The 17,244-nt window shown below is 72.1% G+C and carries 14 protein-coding genes; 7 read left to right on the forward strand and 7 right to left on the reverse strand.

The genetic code is table 11. The features are described 5' to 3' along the window. Positions 1-102: 102 nt before the first annotated feature. From FHS13_RS13185 to FHS13_RS13195, 3 genes are all read right to left on the reverse strand, one after another. Positions 103-1,530 (reverse strand): type II toxin-antitoxin system Phd/YefM family antitoxin, encoded by a 1,428-nt coding sequence (locus FHS13_RS13185; protein WP_184292016.1) that lies wholly within the window; start codon positions 1,528-1,530, stop codon positions 103-105. 55 nt (positions 1,531-1,585) lie between these two features. Beyond that, complete coding sequence (locus FHS13_RS13190; protein WP_184292018.1) at positions 1,586-2,212, reverse strand: ElyC/SanA/YdcF family protein; 627 nt, start codon at positions 2,210-2,212, stop codon at positions 1,586-1,588. Between the two features lie 77 nt (positions 2,213-2,289). Then, on the reverse strand, positions 2,290-2,922 hold the full coding sequence (locus FHS13_RS13195) for a DUF1707 SHOCT-like domain-containing protein (protein WP_343065017.1): 633 nt from the start codon (positions 2,920-2,922) through the stop codon (positions 2,290-2,292). A 702-nt stretch (positions 2,923-3,624) separates the two neighbouring features. On the opposite strand from FHS13_RS13195, the gene FHS13_RS13200 reads away from it, so the two are divergent. Continuing rightward, on the forward strand, positions 3,625-5,409 hold the full coding sequence (locus tag FHS13_RS13200) for a UvrD-helicase domain-containing protein (protein ID WP_184292020.1): 1,785 nt from the start codon (positions 3,625-3,627) through the stop codon (positions 5,407-5,409). A 73-nt stretch (positions 5,410-5,482) separates the two neighbouring features. Here FHS13_RS13200 and FHS13_RS13205 read toward each other — a convergent pair whose 3' ends face one another. Next, entirely contained in the window at positions 5,483-6,853 is a 1,371-nt protein-coding gene (locus tag FHS13_RS13205) for a DUF6114 domain-containing protein (RefSeq protein ID WP_184292021.1), read from the reverse strand. A gap of 5 nt (positions 6,854-6,858) precedes the next feature. Next, positions 6,859-7,500: a DUF6230 family protein gene (locus FHS13_RS13210; protein ID WP_184292023.1), complete on the reverse strand. Its 642-nt coding sequence runs from the start codon at positions 7,498-7,500 to the stop codon at positions 6,859-6,861. 309 nt (positions 7,501-7,809) lie between these two features. Here FHS13_RS13210 and FHS13_RS13215 point away from each other — a divergent pair, with 309 nt between their 5' ends. Continuing rightward, complete coding sequence (locus FHS13_RS13215) at positions 7,810-9,819, forward strand: GMC oxidoreductase (protein WP_343065023.1); 2,010 nt, start codon at positions 7,810-7,812, stop codon at positions 9,817-9,819. 15 nt (positions 9,820-9,834) lie between these two features. Here the strand turns inward: FHS13_RS13215 and FHS13_RS13220 are convergent, their stop codons facing one another. After that, positions 9,835-10,614, reverse strand: coding sequence for a MerR family transcriptional regulator (locus FHS13_RS13220; protein WP_184292025.1), 780 nt, complete (start codon positions 10,612-10,614; stop codon positions 9,835-9,837). A gap of 167 nt (positions 10,615-10,781) precedes the next feature. On the opposite strand from FHS13_RS13220, the gene FHS13_RS13225 reads away from it, so the two are divergent. The 5 genes from FHS13_RS13225 (at position 10,782) to FHS13_RS13245 (ending at position 15,802) form a co-directional block, all read left to right on the forward strand. Continuing rightward, positions 10,782-11,714: an SDR family NAD(P)-dependent oxidoreductase gene (locus FHS13_RS13225; protein WP_184292027.1), complete on the forward strand. Its 933-nt coding sequence runs from the start codon at positions 10,782-10,784 to the stop codon at positions 11,712-11,714. Positions 11,715-11,726: 12 nt separating this feature from the next. After that, positions 11,727-12,641 carry an AurF N-oxygenase family protein gene (locus tag FHS13_RS13230; protein WP_184292028.1) on the forward strand — a complete coding sequence of 305 codons (915 nt, stop codon included), beginning with the start codon at positions 11,727-11,729 and terminating at the stop codon, positions 12,639-12,641. Between the two features lie 272 nt (positions 12,642-12,913). Next, positions 12,914-14,434 carry an NAD(P)-binding domain-containing protein gene (locus tag FHS13_RS13235; RefSeq protein ID WP_184292030.1) on the forward strand — a complete coding sequence of 507 codons (1,521 nt, stop codon included), beginning with the start codon at positions 12,914-12,916 and terminating at the stop codon, positions 14,432-14,434. A gap of 11 nt (positions 14,435-14,445) precedes the next feature. Beyond that, positions 14,446-14,787, forward strand: coding sequence for a DUF4873 domain-containing protein (locus FHS13_RS13240; protein ID WP_184292032.1), 342 nt, complete (start codon positions 14,446-14,448; stop codon positions 14,785-14,787). A 67-nt stretch (positions 14,788-14,854) separates the two neighbouring features. Continuing rightward, complete coding sequence (locus tag FHS13_RS13245; RefSeq protein ID WP_184292034.1) at positions 14,855-15,802, forward strand: alpha/beta fold hydrolase; 948 nt, start codon at positions 14,855-14,857, stop codon at positions 15,800-15,802. A gap of 51 nt (positions 15,803-15,853) precedes the next feature. Here FHS13_RS13245 and FHS13_RS13250 read toward each other — a convergent pair whose 3' ends face one another. Further along, positions 15,854-17,209, reverse strand: coding sequence for a four-carbon acid sugar kinase family protein (locus tag FHS13_RS13250; protein ID WP_184292036.1), 1,356 nt, complete (start codon positions 17,207-17,209; stop codon positions 15,854-15,856). Between the last annotated feature and the right edge of the window lie 35 nt (positions 17,210-17,244).

The following is a 17,244-nucleotide window of genomic DNA, read 5'->3' on the forward strand; positions in this document are numbered from 1 at the left end:
GGGGCCCCGCCGGAGCCGGCGGGGCCCCGCCTCCAGGGTCCCGCCCTCGGGGGCTCCGGCCCTGGTGGCCCGGGGCCGGCCCCGGGCGCACGTCCGCCGCGGTCAGCGGCCTCCGCCGAAGAGCCTTCCGAAGAGGCCGGTGCCCCGCGGGGAGGCCTCGGGCTCCGGCCGGGGAGCCTCCTCGGGCTCGGGTTCCTGCGGCTCGGGGTCGACGCCGGCCAGCGCGCAGAACTCCGCGTGGTCGTCGGGCAGGGCCCAGGCGCGCAGGGTCTGCCGGAACTCCTCGTCCTCCCAGGCGGGGGCGGGCAGCTCGGCGATGGCCCACAGGACCTTGAGGGTCTCCTCGTCGTAGTCGGCGTGCAGGTGCTCCTCGGCCGTGAAGCCCTTGGACCGGGGGCCGAAGACGAGTTCCAGGCCGACCCCGGTCACCAGGGCCCGCGAGTCCTCCTCGCCCTTGATCAGGCCGGGGAGGATGTCCAGGCGCAGGCGGCGGGCGCGGTCCCCGGCGCGGCCCAGTGCCAGGAAGCCGAGGACCTGCGGGGAGCGGTTGCCGCAGTGCGGCCAGGACTCGTTGAACAGGCCCTCGTAGCCCGTGGAGGTGCCGCCGCCGCGGCCGATGCGGCGCAGCGCCTCGCGCGGGGTGTTCTCACCGTGGATGAGCACCATGGCCACCGAGGCGGCGAAGGCGTTGTACAGGTTGCCGCCCGCCATCTGGTGGGTGAGGGCGACGGTGATGTCGGTGTCGCGGGGGGAGGCCAGCAGGCCGAGGGCGAACAGCTCGGCGGGCAGGGGCTCACCGCTATCGAGCATCTGGCTCATGGCCTCGCCGAGTCCCAGCGGGCGGGGCACGGGGCGCAGGTCCTTGGCCAGCAGTATCTGCGAGGCACCGGTGATGCCCGAGACGATCCGGTCGGCGTCGGGGGTGAGGAAGGCGAGCACGTAGCCGGCCCACTCCCCGGCCCGGTCCAGGCCGCCGCGGTTGCCCGGGCCGCTGAGCAGGCCGATCAGGTCGGGGATGCGGGCGCGGACCGCCTCGAAGGTGTCGAGCTCGGCCTGGAGGAGCTCGGCGGCGCCGGGCCTTCCCATCACCTCGTACCGGTTGAGCATGCGCAGGCGGTGCTGCTCGTCGTGGGCCTCCTCGGCCCACTGCCGGTACTGCTCCCGGACCTTCGCCGGGTCCTCCTCGCGGATCCACGCCACCTCCTCGCGCCACTGGTCGAGGTCGCGCAGCTGGGGCAGGAGGTCCTCCGCGTGGGGAGCGACCAGTTCGAGGAGGAGGCTGAGAGGGCGCCAGCGGTCGGTGGGCGGGGTGTTCGGATCGCATGCGGCGTCGACGAGGAGGTCGACCGCGGCGGGCGCGGCACGGTGGCCGGGCTCGGGGAAGGCGATGATGCCGTGCAGCTCCGAGACCGCGCTGTCGCTTGCCGTGACAGACGCCAGGAGCTGGGGGATGCGTTCGCCGTGACCGGGCGCCAGGGCCTCCCAGTCCGCGCTCTCCGCGCCGTCGTGTGAGTCGGTCGTCGCGTTCATGCCTCGATTATCCCGGCAGGGGCGAAGGCGGCGAACGCGGAGTGCGCCCGCGACCTCAGGGGCGCTCGCGGGGCCGGTCGGGCTCCCGGTGTGCGGGGGCGGTCCTCAGGAGCACGTCGCGCAGCGCCTTGGCGGCCGCGCCGGCCTCGCGGGCGTAGCCGATGGCGGTGGCGCGGCGGCGGGCTCCCATGCTGGGGTCGCCCACCCCGACCGCGTCGATTCCGGCGGCACGGGCGAGGGCGACCGTGCGCGGCAGGTGGAAGGACTGGGTCACCATGGTGGCCGAGCGGATGCCGAACACCTCGCGGGCGCGCACGCAGGTGTCCCAGGTGCGGTATCCGTGCGGGTCGGCCTCGATCCGGTCGGCGGGCACACCGCGGTCGACGAGGTAGGCGGTCATGGTGTCGGTCTCGTGCCGGGACACCGCGCGGTTGTCGCCGGAGACGAGGATGCGCCCGACGCGCCCGTCCCGGTACAGGCGCACGGCCAGGTCCAGGCGCCGGGCCAGCAGCGGTGAGGGCCCCTCCGCCCAGGCGGCGGCGCCCAGGACGACGGCCACGGGCCGGTCGGGAACGGCGCCGGGGTCCTTGCGGCGTCCGGCGCTCGCCAGGAGCACCCAGGCGACGGGGGCCAGTGCCAGGGCGCAGACCACCGCGCCGGTCGCCGCGATCCACACCGCCACAGAGACTCCTCCCGTTGGTCCGTAGGCTCCATCATGGCCCATCCGCGAGGGGTCCGGGCGCCGGCCCGGCCACCGGTTCAGTCGCCGAAGACGTCGCTCCACACGTTCTTCCAGGAGAAGGGCTTGTGATGGCGGATACGCATGCCGCCGCCGTTGCAGGTGCCGGTGATGACGAAGTGCGGGGCGGGCGGGTTCCGCAGGGCGTCGACCTCGTTGCGCAGCATGCCGAACCAGGAGGACTCGACGTCCACCTCGGCGGTGGCGCCCTCGGGCAGGATCAGTTCGGCGCTGCCCCAGGAGGAGTCGATGTACAGCTCCACGACGGGCCCGGGCAGCACGGCCTCCCGGAAGTCCAGCCTGGTGGTGCCGTACTTGTTGTGGACCTCCAGGCGTCCGGGCACCTGCCACTCCCCCTTGCGGGTGACCGTCGAGGCCTGGGAGCGCAGGACCGACTCCTCTCCCGCGAGCGCCGTCGAGCGACCGCCCGCGACGGCCGGCAGCGTGTCGGCCGCGGCACCGATACCGGCCGGCAGGTCCGCGGTCACCGGCTCCAGGTCGGCGTACACACGGGAGGCGTAGACGGTGTCCAGGCGCTCGTCGAGCTCCTCCAGGGTGATGCGGCCCTCGGCGGCGGCCTCGCGCAGCACCTCGGCGACCTGGTCCCGCTCTGCGTCGGAGACGCGCATCCTGCTCTTGTCCTGGGCAGCCACTGTGGACGCTCCCGTTCCTTTCCGCCGGTTCGTGGTGACAACGGTAGAGCATGCCGGTACGTACTTCCGCAGGTGATCGCCCTGCGCACCGGGCTTCGGAACGCCCGGGGCGGGGTACCGCTCCTGCTGGGAAGGGCTCTGCCGGGGTAGGACGGACCCCGGCAGAGTCCTGGACCGTGCGGCACCGGTGACAGTCCAGAGTCCCGCGCCGGGGCGGGCCCTGCCAGGTTCTGTCCCAAACCGGCCACGGCGGGGACGGCGTCCCCTTCCGCCGCGCACCCGTTTCGGACCTGTTTTCCGGACCTGTGCGGCAGTTCTTCCCCGTTCCTCCCCGATGCTGGGGCGAACAGCGTTCCTCTCGCTGTGTCACCGTTTTCGGTCCAGTCAGTAAACCCTTTTTCGGACACCGATGGCGGCCACAGAGGCGCAGGTCGGAGCCGCGCCCGCGAACGGCGCGGAAAAACTTTTCGAACCTCCTCGAACGGAGTTACGCAAACAGCCCTCTGACCTGCGGCTACACGAGGGCTTTCCGAGCTCTCCGAGCGTCCTCGAACTGCCCTCTCGGAGGCGTTTGCCGGAATGTGCCGCAGAGCATCCTCCTAGTGAGCGGGCCGGCCGCTTGTCCAGCACAGATCCCCGCACAGACCATCCGATCCGACCTCCCCAGCAACCACCTGGTCGAAGACCGGAGGAAACCACGACGTGTCCGCCCTTGCGATTGCCCCGACGTTCCTCAGCGACTTCTCCCACCTCACGCCCGACCTCCAGCTCGACACCCTGGCCGTGATGCGCGCCTGCCAGGCCGGGGAGCGTCCCGAACTGGAGCCGGTCGCCGACGCCGCCGACCCGCACGTCCGGGTCGTCAGCATCTCCCCCGACTGGTCCGGCGTCGTCGTTCCCGAGGCCCGTGACGGCGAGTGCCCGGAGGACGCGGCCCCGGGGGCGCGCTACCGCCTGCTCACCGTGCGGCCCCGCGACGAGGCACTGCGCTTCGCCCGCGACCTGCGCCCGGAGGCCCCCGCGGCCGACCCCCGCCCCAGCGGACCGCCCGAGCTGGCCGGCGCGCTCGGCGCCCCCTTCCGGCAGTGGCAGGTCACGCTCCACCCCGACCAGCACCGGATCACCGAGGCCCACTACAACGGCGCGGTGCAGATCACCGGCGGCCCCGGCACCGGCAAGACCGTCATCGCCCTGCACCGCGCCGCCCACCTGGCCCGGCGCGACGCCGCCGACCGGCCCGACGACCTCCGTGAGTCCGTCCTGCTCACCACCTACAACCGCGCGCTGGCCCAGTCCCTGGCGGAGCGCCTCGACCAGCTGCTCCCCGATCCCGGGGTGCGCGCCCGGGTGCGGGTGTCCACCATCGACAGCCTCGCCCGCTCCGTCGTCCAGGCCCACAGCAGCCTCCCGCCGCGCATGGTCGGCCGCGACGAGCTGGCCCGGCGCTGGCGCGCGCTGGCGCTGGCCGACGGCCTGCCCTTCTCCGGCCGCTTCCTGGTCGACGAGTGGGAACAGGTCATCCTGGCCAAGGACCTGGAGCTGCTGCCCCAGTACATCCGCTGCGAGCGCAGCGGCAGGGTCCAGCACCTGGCTCCCGAGCACCGGCGCCAGGTGTGGGAGACGGTGCGGCGCTACGTGGGCGCCATGCGGGTGGAGGGCCTGTGGTCCTACCCGCAGCTGGCCGCGGAGGCGGCCAGGGTCCTCCGCCGCGGCGCACCGCTGTTCCGGCACGCGGTGGTCGACGAGGCCCAGGACCTGCACCCGGCCCAGTGGCGGATGCTGCGGGCCGCCGTCCCCGAGGGCCCCGACGACCTGTTCATCGTGGGAGACCCCCACCAGAGGGTGTCGGACAACCGGGTCTCGCTGGCCTCGCTCGGCATCAACGTGCGGGGGCGCGGGCAGAGGCTGCGCGTGAGCTACCGCGTCACCCAGGAGATCCTCGACTGGAGCATGCGGGTGCTGCGGCGCCCGGCGCTCGGCATGGACGACAACGCCGACACCCTGGCCGGGTACCGGTCGCTGCTGCGCGGTCCGGAGCCGGTGGTGCGCGGCTGCGCCGACCGTGCCGAGGAGCTCACGGCGCTGGGTGACTGGGTGCGGGTGTGGCTCGAGGCGGGTGTCGAGCCGGAGGAGATCGCGGTGGCGGGGCGCAACCAGTGGGTGGTGCGCGGAATCGCCAAGGAACTGGAGGCCCGCGGCATCCGCACCGCCCCGCTGGAGGACGCCGGCCGCACGGGTTCCGTGCGGATCGGGACGATGCACCGGCTCAAGGGGCGCGAGTTCCGCTGCGTCGCGCTGGTGGGGGTCAGCGATCACCTGCTGCCGCCCAAGGCCGCGATCGAGGCCGCCGAGGGTGACCAGGTGGCTCTGGAGCACGTGCTCCAGCAGGAGCGGACGCTGCTGTTCGTGGCCTGCACCCGGGCGCGCGACGCCCTGTACGTCTCGCACGTGGGACGGCCGAGCCGCCTGATCACCGCGGACGGGTGACGGAGGGCCGCGGCCGGAAAAGGGGGACGGGGGTGCCGCACACGGTGCGGCACCCCCGTCGCGGTAGGCGGGATCAGCCGCCGTAGTTCCCGTTGAGCGCGGGGATGTCCATCGTGTCGGTGCCGGCCGTGGGGGCGGCGACATCGACGTCGGTCACGATCATGAAGGGCAGGAGCAGGGGCGGGGGGAAGTCCGGCGTGAACGTCAGGGGGATGCCCAGGAGCCGGATCTCCATGCGGGTGACGTGCATGACGACGTCGCCCTCCATGGTCATCCGCGGCAGGCCCAGGGACATGCGGGTGCCGGCGTCCTCGAACCACAGCTCCGCGTCGTCGAAGACGGCCCTGCTCATGGTGAGGCGGATGTAGCGCTGAGGTCCGTCGGCGGTGGGGCACTCGACGACACCGTCGTATCCGGCTCCGTACATGGTCAGGACGTCGGAGGTCAGGCCCGAGGTGCGGACGGAACCGCGGAAGCAGTCGTACCCCTCGTCCATCGGGACGTCGGGGAGCTCCCCCTCCTCCAGGGCTGCCTGGCAGGCGCGCACGACCTCCAGGAACTCCTCCTCGGAGTCGGCCACGGCCTCGGGGCCGGCGCGCAGTTCGCAGTCGGCCGGGTCGGCCTCCTCCGTGTCCTCCTCGGGTTCCTCCTCGCCGTCCTCCTCGGGCTCCCCGTCGGGTTCGCCGTCCTCCCCCTCCTCCTTCTCAGGGTCGTCGGCGCCGGGCTCCCCGTCCCCGGGGTCTCCGGTGCCGGGGTCCCCGGGATCCTCGCCGGGTCCTGGCTCGGTGGGTTCCGCGCTCGGGGAGGGCGAGGGGTCGATGGGCTCCTCGGAGGCCTCCTCGCCGGGCAGGAGCCAGTCCCAGGGCCAGCTCAGGTGAGGGGCGGGGGCGGAGGACAGGAGCAGGAGCGCCGCGAGCGGGAGGGCCACGGCGGCCGACGGCCGGGCACCCGTGCCCTCGGGCCGCTCGACGGTCTCCTCCGCAGCTGCCTCCTCCGCCGCGGTCTCCTCACCGGCGGTCTCCTCCGCGGCGGCGGCCCGGTCCCGGCGCCGGGGGCGGCGGGTCTTGGGACCCCACGCGAACACCAGCGCCCCGCCGACGATCCCCAGCAGCATGCCGATGACGAACCCGCCGAAGTTGGAGGTCACGTAGGACACCAGGGCGAGCAGGACACCGGTCACCCCGAAGAACACGTGCTGCGCCGGCTGGAGCCAGCTCAGCACACCGAGCGAGATCAGCAGCAGCGCGATGAGGCCGCCCGAGATCCCGGCGATACCGGCGTAGATGATGAGGTCGATGGGGATGACGAGGCTCTGTGCGGCCGGTGCGACCAGCAGCTCGATTCCGGCGGCGACGAGCAGGACGCCGCCCCAGAACGGCCGGGTGCGCCGCCACTGCCCGAAGCGTCCCCACCCCTTGCGCACAAGGTTCAGTGCGTGGGCCATGGGACTCAGAAGCACTCGTGGTTGCCGGGCTTGATTGCCAGGCCCAGACCGGACAGGTGCAGGGAGCCGGAGGTGACGGCCCACGTGGTCAGCTCCATGTCGGTGACGTTGATGATGTCGGCCTGGAGGCCGAACCCGCCGGCAGGCCCCTGGCCGCCCTCCGTCTTGTCCAGGGTGCTGGCGTCGCGGCCGATCTCGATGGCGCCGAACTCGGCGTGGCCCTGGAGCTGCTCGATGTCGAGGACGAAGTTGGTGCCCTCGACCGGGGTGCTCTCGCCCGCGGTGATGACCAGGGTGGCCTGGCCGATCGGCAGGTCCCAGAGCGAGGACATGCAGAGGTCGCTCAGCTGGGCGTTGCCCACCCGGGACAGGCCGACCGCCCGGCTGCTGCCGTCCGCGGACGTGGCCACGTCGCCGTACTGGGTGAACCCCTGGCCGCTGAACTCACTGGCGGACATCTTGAAGCTGTCCCCGGAGACGGCGAAGGAGGCGGCCAGCAAGCCCTGGGTGGTCATCCCGCCGAGGACCCCGGCAGCTGCGAAACCGGGTATCAGGACGAGGGCGAAGCGACGCCAGCGGGTGCCTCGGATCTGCTCAGGCGCCTCGTGGGAGACTTCTTCCGGTGTCTCCTCGGATGCCATGGGCATGAGAACCTCCTGTGTTCCACCGCCGGGGGGAGGCGGTGAGGGGAGCGGACCTTGCGCCGATGCGCGCCTCGCGTGTTACATGGAACACACCTTACTCGGCGGTAGTGACGAACATTACAATACCCATTGTCACATTTCTAGATGGCGCGTTTTCATCGTTGCGGACTCGTATCCGGCGCATTACGGGCCTCCGCAACCAACCAGAAGGAAGACTCCGTGCCAGACAGCAATGCGCAAGCAGATCCCACCTCGTCCTCCACCCGCTCCTCCGCCTCCTCCGAGCAGGAGGAAAGCCGATTCGACTACGACGTGGTGGTCGTGGGATCGGGCTTCGGGGGATCGGTCAGCGCCCTGCGCCTCACCGAGAAGGGGTACCGCGTCGGGGTCCTCGAGGCCGGCCGCCGCTTCACCCCCGAGACCCTGCCCTCGACCTCCTGGGACCTGAAGAACTTCCTGTGGGCACCGCAGCTGGGCATGTACGGGATCCAGCGCATCCATCTGCTCCGCGACGTGCTCATCCTGGCCGGCGCCGGCGTCGGCGGCGGCTCGCTGAACTACGCCAACACGCTCTACCACCCGCTGGACCCGTTCTTCGAGGACCCCCAGTGGCGGCACATCACCGACTGGAAGTCCGAGCTCTCCCCGTTCTACGACCAGGCCCGGCGCATGCTCGGGGTCCGCACCAACCCCACCGTCACCGCCGTCGACCGGCACATGAAGGCCATCGCCGAGGAGACCGGTGTCGGCCACACCTTCCGCCTCACCCCCGTGGGCGTCTGCTTCGGCGACGGGAAGGACGGCGAGGGCCCCGAGGCCGCGCCCGGGGAATCCGTGGGCGATCCCTACTTCGGCGGCGCCGGCCCCGAGCGCCGGGCGTGCACGGAGTGCGGCGAGTGCATGACCGGCTGCCGCCACGGCGCCAAGAACATGCTGACGGAGAACTACCTCTACTTCGCCGAGCGCGGCGGCGCGGAGGTGCACCCGCTGACCACCGCCGAGCGCGTCCGCGAGCTGCCCGGCGGCGGGTACGCGGTCGACACCGTGCGCACCGGCGCGCGCCGGAGGCGCGCCGGCGCCCGCACGTTCACCGCCGCCCAGGTCGTCGTCGCCGCGGGCACCTACAACACGCAGACGCTCCTGCACCGGATGCGCGACTCGGGGCACCTGCCGCGCCTCTCGGAGAAGCTCGGCACGCTCACGCGCACCAACTCCGAGGCGCTCGTGGGCGCGACGAGCCGCCACGTGCCCTGGCACGAGGACCTCACCCACGGGGTGGCCATCACCTCGTCCATCCACCCCGACGAGAACACCCACATCGAGCCGGTCCGCTACGGCAAGGGCTCCAACGCGATGGGCATGCTCACCGCCATGCAGGTGCCCGGTGGCGGGCGCGTGCCGCGCTGGCTGAAGTTCCTCGGGCTGGTGGTGCGCCACCCGTACGTGTTCGTGCGCAGTTTCTCCACCCGCCGCTGGTCGGAGCGCACCATCATCGGCCTGGTCATGCAGTCGCTGGACAACTCGCTGACGACGTCGGTCCGGCGCGGCCTGTTCGGCGGGAGGAAGAAGCTGACCTCCCGGCAGGGCCACGGGGAGCCCAACCCCACGTGGATCCCGGCCGGCCAGGACGCGGCGTCCCGGCTGGCCACCCGCATCGACGGCTTCGCCGGCGGCTCGGTGGGCGACATCTTCGACATCCCCATGACCGCGCACTTCCTGGGCGGCTGCCCCATCGGCGACAGCCCCGAGAGCGGTGTCATCGACCCCTACCACCGGCTCTACGGGCACCCGGGCATCCATGTGGTGGACGGCTCGGCGGTCACGGCCAACCTGGGCGTGAACCCGTCGCTGACGATCACGGCGCAGGCCGAGCGCGCGATGTCGATGTGGCCCAACAAGGGCGAGGAGGATCCGCGGCCGAGGCCGGGAGAGGCCTACCGCAGGGTCAGGCCGGTCTTCCCGCACTCCCCGGCCGTGCCCCGGGGGGCGTTCGCGGAGCTGCGGTTCACGGCGCCGCTGCCGCTGACGGTGGTCGGCGCGGGAGGCTCCGGAAGAGCAGAGGGGCCAGGGGGGCCGGAGGGGTTGGAACTCACGGAGGTCCTGAAGCCCTCGGAGGTTCTGGAGGACGCGGAGGTTCCGAAAGGAACGGAGGTCCTGAAACCCGCCGAGATTCCGGAGGACCCGGGAATGCCGAAAGGCCCGAAGGTCCTGAAACCCGCCGAGACCCCGGAGCACTCCGGGGTTCTGGAGGGGGCGGAGGCCCCGGAGAAGGGTGCGGCGGGCAGGGCCGCGGACGGTGCCGGGGAGGCCGCGGCCCCCTGACCGGCGCCGAGAGGCTCAGGAGCGCGCCGACGGGCCCGGGGTCCCGGCGGCGCGCTCGCGCTCGAGGTCCTCCATGGCCTCGGCGAAGTGCTCCCCCAGGAAGTTGGTGAGGTTCTCGGCCATCTCCTGGGCCAGCACCGCATCGACGGCCTGCTGCGCCAGGGGGCGCACCCGGCGGGTGAGCTCGGCGATCTCGGCGGGGTTCCCGCCGCGCACCACCGTTCCGGGGACGTACTCGGCGACGATGTGGTCGAAGACCGTCCTGACCATGTGCTCGGAGACCTGGCCGATCTTCTCGCGCAGGTTCGCGGCAATGTCGAGCACCGAGTCCACGCTCATGCCGAGCCTGACCAGCTCGGCCCCGGCGTGCAGCAGCCGGGGGCTGGGGACGCGGAAGCGCAGCCCGTCGCGTTCGAGGATGCCGAGTTCCATCGAGCGCCGGACCGTCCGGGGCGTCACCCCCGTGCCGAAGAGTTCGCGCAGCTCGCCGAGGGTGACGTAGTCGGCCACCTCGTCGCTCCAGGAGTCGCCGATGGCCGACTCGAAGCCGATGATGTCGGCGAGGTTGCCGCCGCGCTCCCAGACCTGGAACATCTCGCCGATGGTGGCGAACGTGTAGCCGCGCCGCAGCAGCTGGCCGATGAGCCTCAGCCGGGCCAGGTGCGCCTCGGAGTAGATCCCCACGCGCCCCTGCTTGCGCGGTGGGGCGAGCAGCCCCCGGTCCTGGTACACCCGGACGTTGCGGACCGTCGTGTCGGCAAGACGGGCCAGTTCGTCGATGCGGTATTCGGCCATGCCCCCAGCCTAGGGACTCCGCGGGAGATCGCCGCCAGAACAGCTGCCGGAGCGGCTCGGCCGGACAGGTCCCGAAAGCTACTGGCGAGTTAATTTCTCGTTCTTGACCCATTGCATTGTGACAATGGTCGTTGTAACGTTCCGGCAATGACTGTGGAGGAGATCACATGACGACCCCCCTGCCACGCCACCTGCGCCGACTCCCCGGCCTGAACGCCGTTGTCACCGGAGCCTCCGGGGCGTTCGGCAGCGCCACCGTGGCCGTCCTCCGCCGCCTGGGCGTCAACGTCGTGGGACTGGACCGCAAACCGGCCCCCGGAGTCATCGCCTGCGACATCACCGACGACGAACAGGTCCGCCGGGGCGTCGGCGAGGCCCTCGACCAGCTGGGCGGCCGCCTCGACCTGCTGATCCACTACGCGGGCATCGGACCGGCCGTGGACATCGGCAAGGCACCCGGCTCCGACGTCCACCAGACCCTGGAGGTCAACCTGCTGGGCGCCTGGCGGGTCACCGCCGCCGCGCTCCCCGCCCTCCTCCGGGACAGGGGCCGGGTGATCATCACCGCCTCACTGCTCTCCCACCTCCAGGTTCCCTTCGCGGGTGCCTACACCGTGTCCAAGCGTGCGCTCACCGCCTACGCGGACTGCCTGCGCGCCGAGTACGGCACCCACATCGGGGTGACCACCGTCTACCCCGGGTACGTGGACACACCCATCCACGAGCGCTCCCGTGCCACGGGCGTCGCGCTCGACGGGCTCGTGCCCGCCGAACGCGAGCGCGACACCGTCATGGCGGTGGTGAGGGCCGCCGGCGCCCGGCGGCCCCCGCGCGACGTGGCCTCCACTCCGCTCGGAACGGTCGGCCTGCACCTGTTCCGCCACTTCCCCGGCAACACCGAGCAGGCCGTGGCGCTGCAGATCGGCCTGCTCCTGCAGAACGGGGTCTTCGGCGACGCGGAGATCGCACGGGGACTGCACGAGCGCCACGGCGGCCGCGAGAGGGGGCAGAGCGGGGTCCGCGTCGAGGGATCCCTCCGCGGCAGGGGTTCTTCCCGAAGTGACGGCCTTCCCGCCGGTGCCCTGGCGGACGCTTCCTGAAGGAGACGACAGATGACCGCAGAGATCGCCGCCAAACCCGAGCTCACCGACCGCGAGGACATCGCCAAGCGCCTGCTGCGCGGTTCGGCGAAGGCCTCCTTCGACCCGCTGGTCGAGATCGACTGGGACGCCCCCGTCGACCCCGACATGTGGGCGATCCGACCCGAGCGCATCTCCATCTACGGCACTCCCCTGTGGGACCGCCTCAGCGAGGAGAAGCGCAAGGAGCTCAGCCGCCTGGAGGTCGCCTCCATCGCGACCATCGGCATCTGGTTCGAGACCATCCTCATGCAGATGCTGGTGCGGCACGCCTACCACAACGACCCCACCACGCTGCACGTCCAGTACGCCTACACCGAGATCGCCGACGAGTGCCGCCACACGGTCATGTTCGCGAAGATGGTGCAGAAGCTGGGATGGCACACCCACCGCCTCGACCCGGTCGCCTTCCAGCTGGGCCGCCTGTTCAAGACCATCGCGCACGGACCGCTCATCTTCGCGGGAGCCCTGTTCGTGGAGGAGGTCCTCGACCAGTTCCAGCGCGAGGCCATCCCCGACGAGAACGTCCTGCCGCTGGTGCGCGCGGTCGCCCGCATCCACGTGACCGAGGAAGCCCGGCACATGCGCTACGCCCGGGAGGAGTTCAAGCGCGACTGGACGCAGCGCGGCCCCCTCAACAAGGCCTACAGCAAGGTGATCCTCGGCCTGGTCACCTACTACTCCGCGACCCGGCTGATCAACCCCAAGGTGTACGAGCAGGTCGGGCTGGACCCCAAGGAGGCCGCCCGGGCCGCCCGCAACAACCCGCACTGGATCGACACCAAGACCTGGGCCGCGCGCAAGGTCGTCACCACGCTCGAAACGGCGAACGCCATCACGGGGCTGGGGCGCTACTTCTGGAGGAAGGCGGGGCTGCTGGGGCGCTGAGGTCCGAGGGCCGACCGCCGCCCGCAGAAACCGCCGCACACACTTCACCGCCGAGGAACCGGACGCCCCGCGTCCGCCGGCGGTGGCACAGGCCTCCCGGGGACGAACGCGCCGCGTCCCCGGGAGCCCTCTCCCCGGAGGCGGAACGCGCCACGCCTCCGGGGGCACACTCCCCCGGGGCGAAACGCGCCACGCCCCGGGGGACCCCCGCATTCCGGTCCGCGGCCGCCGGCAGACGCCGCGCGGACCGGTCGTACGAAGGGAACCAGCACGTGACCGAAGCACCGCCCCACTTCAGGGTGGCCGTCATCGGGTCCGGCTTCGCCGGAATCGGGATGGCCGTACGCCTCAAGCAGGCCGGCCTGGAGGACTTCGTGATCCTGGAGCGCGCCGACGAGGTCGGCGGCACCTGGCGGGACAACTCTTATCCCGGCGCCGCCTGCGACGTGCCCTCGCACCTGTACTCGTTCTCGTTCGCGCCCAACCCCGACTGGAGCCGGTCGTTCTCCCCTCAGCCCGAGATCTTCGACTACATGAAGCGGGTCGCCGGGGAGCACGGCATCAGGCGGCACGTGCGGTACGGCCACGAGGTGCTCTCGGCCCACTGGGAGCCCGAGCACAACCGCTGGCGGATCGAGACCGGCCGGGGCCCGCTCACCGCGCAGTTCCTGGTCAGCGGCGCCGGCCCGCTCGCGGACCCTGCCTTTCCCGACATCAAGGGCCTGGACACCTTCGAGGGGAAGCTCTTCCACTCGGCGACCTGGGACCACGGGCACGACCTCACCGGCCGGAGGGTCGCGGTCATCGGAACCGGCGCGTCGGCCATCCAGTTCGTGCCGCAGATCCAGCCGAAGGTCGCCCGGCTGACGCTCTTCCAGCGCACCGCGCCGTGGGTGATGTTCCGCCACGACCGCGACATCACCAAGGCCGAGCGGTGGCTGTACCGGAACCTGCCGTTCACCCAGCAGATCGCCCGCAAGAGCATCTACTGGGGCCGGGAGAGCTACGTCCTCGGCTTCGCGAAGAACCCGAGGCTCCTCGGTGTGGTGGAGGCCATGGGGAGGGCCAACATCCACCGGAGCATCAAGGACCCGGAGCTGCGGGCCAAGGTCACGCCGAGCTTCCGTGCGGGCTGCAAGCGCATCCTCATGTCCAACGACTACTATCCGGCGCTGGCCCGCCCCAACGTCGACGTGGTCACCGAGGGCATCGCGGAGATCCGGCCGAACGCGGTCGTCACGCGCGACGCCTCGGGGCGGGAGACCGAGCACGAGGTCGACACCGTCATCCTGGGCACCGGGTTCCACGTCACGGAACCGCCGATCGCCAAGCGGATCTTCGGCGGGGAAGGGGGTTCCCTGGCCGACCACTGGGGCAGCGACGCGCAGGCCTTCCGCGGCACCACGGTCGCGGGGTTCCCCAACCTGTTCGTGCTGGCCGGGCCCAACACGGGGCTGGGTCACACGTCGCAGCTGTTCATGCTCGAGGCCCAGATCAGATACACCATGGAGGCCCTCAAGTACCTGTGCCGGGGCGGCTACGACCGGTTGGACGTGCGGCCGCAGGCGCAGAGGGCCTACAAGGAGATGGTGGACAGGTCCATGCGGGGCACGGTGTGGGTCACGGGCGGATGTGACAGCTGGTACCTGAACGAGGAGGGTCGGAACACGACGCTGTGGCCGACCTTCACGTGGAGCTATGCGCTGCGGACGCGCTGGTTCGATCCGAGGAACTACGACCTGCGGGTGGACGCGGGTGCCCGGACGAGGACCAGGGCGCGGGCCGGGGTCTGAGGGAGGATGCCGTGAGCGGGTTCGACGACGACGAGGAGGAGTACCGGGGCGAGGTCGTCCTCGTCCCGGTGGACGGGGACGAGGACGCGGAGATCACCGCCACCGCGCATCTGGCCGGACACTTCTCGCCGCTGACCGGTGCGTACGAGTGGCGTGGACGGCTGTCCGCGAGCCCCGAGGTGACCGCGGCCTACGAGCGCGGGGTCCGCACGGTACGGGTGCGCACCCCGGAGGGGCACGAGGGGACGGGCGTGCTGGCCCAGCCCAACGTGTGGGGAGGTCATCCGGTCAGCGGATCGGGGACGCCTCCCTTCGCGGTCCCCCGGATCGAACTGGAGGAACTGGTCGACTGACCCTTCTCCGGCGAGGCACGTGCTCCGGACTCCTTCCCCCACTCCCCCGACGAGAGGTGTTTCTCCCATGGCGATCCGACACGTGGGCGCGGCCCGGGAACTGCGGGTGCGCTCCGACGACGGCAGCGAACTGCACGTCGAGGTGCGCGGCCCCTCCGACGGCCCCACCGTGGTTCTCTCCCACTGCTGGGCGACGTCCCTGGCGTCGTGGGGACCGGTGGTGCGCGAGCTCGCCCCCCATCTGCGGGTGGTGCTCTACGACCAGCGCGGCCACGGCCGCAGTCCGGCCCCCCTCACCCGCGCCGGCTACGGCGCCGAGAAGCTCGCCGACGACCTGTGCGCCGTCCTGGCGGCGACCGTCCCCGAGGGGCACAGGGCCGTGGTCGCCGGACACAGCATGGGCGGCATGACCGTCATGGCCGCCGGCGACCGTGAGGTGTTCCGGGAGAAGGCGGGCGCGGTGCTGCTCACCAACACCGGTTGCACCGAGCTGACGAAGAGGGCGCGCGCCATTCCGCTGCCCGGCCCTCTGGGCACGCTGGGGTCACAGGTCTTCCTCCGGGCCCCCCTGCCGCTGGGCCCGCCCAACCCGGTCACCGACCTCGCGCTGCAGTACGTCTGCATGAGCATGAAGGCGGATCCGAGGATGGTACGGCTGTGCATGCGCATGGTGCACGCGTGCAACGGCGTGGTGCGGGGGCGCTGGGGCGAGGTGATGACAGGTCTGGACCTGGACGACACGGTCCGGCGGATCACCGTGCCCGCCGTGGTCGCGGTCGGCACCGAGGACCGGATGACACCGCCGTGGCACGCCCACCACATCGCCTCGCTCCTGGGGGACTGCCGGGAGGTCCGGGAGGTCGAGGGGGCCGGGCACATGGGGCCGCTGGAGTACCCGGAGGTACTGGCGGAGATGGTGGAGCGCCTGGCGAAGGAGTGCGCCGGGGGCCCGGCGGGCTCGGTCGGCGAAGGTGCTCCCGGGGACCCGGGGCACCGGAAGGCCGCCGCCCGCTGACACGCGTGGACGGCGGCGCCCCGCTCCGCCGCGCGGCCGGGGGCGCCGGTCTCACCGCTGGGACCGGGTGTGCCTCCCGGGAGCGGGCCTGGGGACGGGGAAGATGTGCTCGGACACCTCGGAGTGGACCTGGTGGAGGCGGGTCCGGACGGCGCGGCGGAGCTTGGTGAGGCATTCGACCAGGGTGGTGTCGTCGCCGACCAGGCCGCCCTTGGCGATGGCGGGGGTGCCGTCGAGGGGACCCCCGCTGAGGTGGCCGTGGACGGCCAGGGGGACGATCTCGCCGCCGATGTCGAAGGCGTGGACGTCCAGTTCGTCCAGCAGGCTCGACACCAGGTCGCCGCCGGTGAGGTAGAGGCCGCTGGGCAGGGCGTGGGTCTCGTTGACCACGTCCGCCACCAGGCGGGCGATGCGGACCGGCAGTTCGGCCCTCGCCTGTGCGGGCATCTCGCCGATCCGGTCGCCGGGGGTGACCACGCGCAGGATGCACAGGTCGGGGAAGACCGAGGAGGTGAGCTGCGCGGCCAGCTCGGTGGCGACGTCGTCGGCGCGGTCCTCGCACAGGGCCACGGCGTCCAGGTCGATGAAGCGGACCGCTCCCGTGCGTGCCACCGTGGCCAGCTGGCGGCGGGTGACCTCGGTGGTGCTGGCCACCACTCCCAGGAGGGGGCCGCGCGAACCCGCCTGACCGCGCAGGCGCAGGGCATAGGCGAGCAGGGCGCCGGTGGGGCCGGGGTCGGCGCAGACCCACACGGTCCCGTCGGCGTGGTGGGCGGCCGCGGCGGCCTCGGCGATGTCGGTGAGCTGCTGCTCGGTGGCGGCGTCGCACAGCACGATCGGTTCGTCGCCGGCCAGGAGTTCGGCGGTGAGCATGGTCTGGGTGACCTGGCGGACGGGCACGTGCCGTACCGCCAGAGCCGTCTGGGCGGCGAGGATCTCCGCGACCGAGCCGGTGGCCATGGGGTGCAGCGGGTCCTGGGCCAGCTCCGTGTCCCCCAGGGGGAAGCCGTTGAGCAGCTGGACGCCGTTCTCGGTGGTGCGGCCGGCCGCGGGGAAGGCCGGGACGAAGAGCACGCGGACCCGGGTGCCGACCGGGACGCGTTCGCGGACGGCCTGGTAGGTGGCCTCCAGCTCGGCGCCGATGTTGCCGCGCAGGGTCGAGTCGGTGCGCTTGACCACCAGACCCACCGGCCACACGGCCTCGACCACGTCGGTGACCAGGTCGGCGGCCTGCTCGGCGGGGACGTGGCGGCTGTCCAGGTTGGCCACCACCACGTCGTAGTCGCCCTCGACCTGGCTGACGTGCTCAGGTGTCACCGTGGCCACACGCATTCCGGTCCGGGCGAACCTGGCACCGGTGGCGTTGGCACCGGTGAGCTCGTCTGCGACCACGAGGACCTGGGCCACGTCAGCCTCCTTCGGTGGGACTCACCTCCCAACAT

Source organism: Nocardiopsis algeriensis (genome assembly GCF_014203695.1).
GTDB classification, from domain to species: Bacteria; Actinomycetota; Actinomycetes; order Streptosporangiales; family Streptosporangiaceae; genus Nocardiopsis; species Nocardiopsis algeriensis.

Coding starts and splice junctions, on each gene's coding strand:
- FHS13_RS13185 (WP_184292016.1), bottom strand. CDS start 1,530: ATGAACGCGACGACCGACTCACACGACGGCGCGGAGAGCGCGGACTGG.
- FHS13_RS13205 (WP_184292021.1), bottom strand. CDS start 6,853: ATGGCCCACGCACTGAACCTTGTGCGCAAGGGGTGGGGACGCTTCGGG.
- FHS13_RS13210 (WP_184292023.1), bottom strand. CDS start 7,500: ATGCCCATGGCATCCGAGGAGACACCGGAAGAAGTCTCCCACGAGGCG.
- FHS13_RS13220 (WP_184292025.1), bottom strand. CDS start 10,614: ATGGCCGAATACCGCATCGACGAACTGGCCCGTCTTGCCGACACGACG.
- FHS13_RS13225 (WP_184292027.1), top strand. CDS start 10,782: ATGACGACCCCCCTGCCACGCCACCTGCGCCGACTCCCCGGCCTGAAC.
- FHS13_RS13230 (WP_184292028.1), top strand. CDS start 11,727: ATGACCGCAGAGATCGCCGCCAAACCCGAGCTCACCGACCGCGAGGAC.
- FHS13_RS13245 (WP_184292034.1), top strand. CDS start 14,855: ATGGCGATCCGACACGTGGGCGCGGCCCGGGAACTGCGGGTGCGCTCC.